The following is a 2,502-nucleotide window of genomic DNA, read 5'->3' on the forward strand; positions in this document are numbered from 1 at the left end:
CGAGTCTTAACTGGGCGTTGAGTTGCAGGGTATAGACCCGAAACCGGGCGATCTAACCATGAGCAGGTTGAAGATTGAGTAACATCAATTGGAGGACCGAACCCACTAATGTTGAAAAATTAGGGGATGACTTGTGGCTAGGAGTGAAAGGCTAATCAAGCCCGGAGATAGCTGGTTCTCCCCGAAATCTATTTAGGTAGAGCCTCGGACGAATACCATTGGGGGTAGAGCACTGTTTGGGCTAGGGGGTCATCCCGACTTACCAACCCCATGCAAACTCCGAATACCAATGAGTACTATCCGGGAGACACACGGCGGGTGCTAACGTCCGTCGTGAAGAGGGAAACAACCCAGACCGCCAGCTAAGGTCCCGAAGTTATGGCTCAGTGGGAAACGATGTGGGAAGGCAGAGACAGCTAGGAGGTTGGCTTAGAAGCAGCCACCCTTTAAAGAAAGCGTAATAGCTCACTAGTCGAGTCGGCCTGCGCGGAAGATGTAACGGGGCTAAGCCATACACCGAAGCTGCGGCTGCATACTTATGTATGCGGGGTAGGGGAGCGTTCTGTAAGTGGGTGAAGGTGTGTTGAGAAGCACGCTGGACATATCAGAAGTGCGAATGCTGACATGAGTAACGATAATGGGAGTGAAAAACTCCCACGCCGGAAGACCAAGGTTTCCTATCCCATGCTAATCAGGGTAGGGTAAGTCGGCCCCTAAGGCGAGGCGGAAACGCGTAGTCGATGGAAAACAGGTTAATATTCCTGTACCGATGTTCATTGCGATGGGGGGACGGAGAAGGCTAGGTGAGCCGGGCGTTGGTAGTCCCGGTGAAAGTGCGTAGGCTGAGGACTTAGGTAAATCCGGGTCCTTAAGGCCGAGACACGAGACGAGCACCCACGGGTGCGAAGTCATTGATGCCATGCTTCCGGGAAAAGCCTCTAAGCTTCAGATGAACATTGACCGTACCCCAAACCGACACAGGTGGTCAGGTAGAGAATACTAAGGCGCTTGAGAGAACTCGGGTGAAGGAACTAGGCAAAATAGTACCGTAACTTCGGGAGAAGGTACGCCACTGGCGGTGATTGACTTCGCGTCATGAGCTGTTGGTGGTCGCAGTGACCAGGTGGCTGGGACTGTTTATTAAAAACACAGCACTGTGCTAACACGAAAGTGGACGTATACGGTGTGACACCTGCCCGGTGCCGGAAGGTTAATTGATGGGGTTAGTTTTCGGACGAAGCTCTTGATCGAAGCCCCGGTAAACGGCGGCCGTAACTATAACGGTCCTAAGGTAGCGAAATTCCTTGTCGGGTAAGTTCCGACCTGCACGAATGGTGTAACCATGGCCACGCTGTCTCCACCCGAGACTCAGTGAAATTGAAATCGCAGTGAAGATGCTGTGTACCCGCGGCTAGACGGAAAGACCCCGTGAACCTTTACTACAGCTTGGCACTGAACATTGAACCTACATGTGTAGGATAGGTGGGAGGCTTTGAAGCATTGGCGCTAGTTGATGTGGAGCCATCCTTGAAATACCACCCTTGTATGTTTGATGTTCTAACATTGGCCCCTAATCGGGGTTGTGGACAGTGCCTGGTGGGTAGTTTGACTGGGGCGGTCTCCTCCCAAAGAGTAACGGAGGAGCACGAAGGTTGGCTAAGTACGGTCGGACATCGTACGGTTAGTGCAATGGCAGAAGCCAGCTTAACTGCGAGACAGACACGTCGAGCAGATACGAAAGTAGGTCATAGTGATCCGGTGGTTCTGAATGGAAGGGCCATCGCTCAACGGATAAAAGGTACTCCGGGGATAACAGGCTGATACCGCCCAAGAGTTCATATCGACGGCGGTGTTTGGCACCTCGATGTCGGCTCATCACATCCTGGGGCTGAAGTCGGTCCCAAGGGTATGGCTGTTCGCCATTTAAAGTGGTACGCGAGCTGGGTTTAGAACGTCGTGAGACAGTTCGGTCCCTATCTGCCGTGGGCGTTTGAGAGTTGAGAGGAGCTGCTCCTAGTACGAGAGGACCGGAGTGGACGAACCGCTGGTGTTCGGGTTGTCATGCCAATGGCACTGCCCGGTAGCTACGTTCGGAATCGATAACCGCTGAAAGCATCTAAGCGGGAAGCGAGCCTCGAGATAAGCTCTCACTAGCACTCAGAGTGCTCTGAAGGGTCGTTGAAGACGACAACGTTGATAGGCGGGGTGTGGAAGCGTAGTAATGCGTTGAGCTAACCCGTACTAATTGCCCGTGAGACTTAACCATACAACACCCAAGGTGTTTGGGACGTTACGCACAAGCGAGCGACTTTACCGAATTAGAGCCAATAGAGTGGCGTATTTTTAAAGACGCAGTCAGTTTTTACATGTTGTGACAGTTTATGTCTGGCGGCCATAGCGGTGTGGCACCACCTGAATCCTTTCCGAACTCAGAAGTGAAACACACCAGCGCCGATGGTAGTGTGGGGTCTCCCCATGCGAGAGTAGGTCACCGCCAGACTA

Annotated in this window: 2 rRNA genes; both read left to right on the plus strand. The window is 52.6% G+C overall.

The features are described 5' to 3' along the window. Positions 1-2,266: ribosomal RNA gene (locus tag VBY75_RS12670) — 23S ribosomal RNA — on the plus strand; the annotation flags it as partial. 118 nt (positions 2,267-2,384) lie between these two features. Beyond that, positions 2,385-2,500: ribosomal RNA gene (rrf, locus tag VBY75_RS12675) — 5S ribosomal RNA — on the plus strand. Positions 2,501-2,502: the final 2 nt, after the last annotated feature.

This window comes from Idiomarina sp. HB (assembly GCF_048059115.1).
Classification (GTDB): domain Bacteria; phylum Pseudomonadota; class Gammaproteobacteria; order Enterobacterales; family Alteromonadaceae; genus Idiomarina; species Idiomarina abyssalis.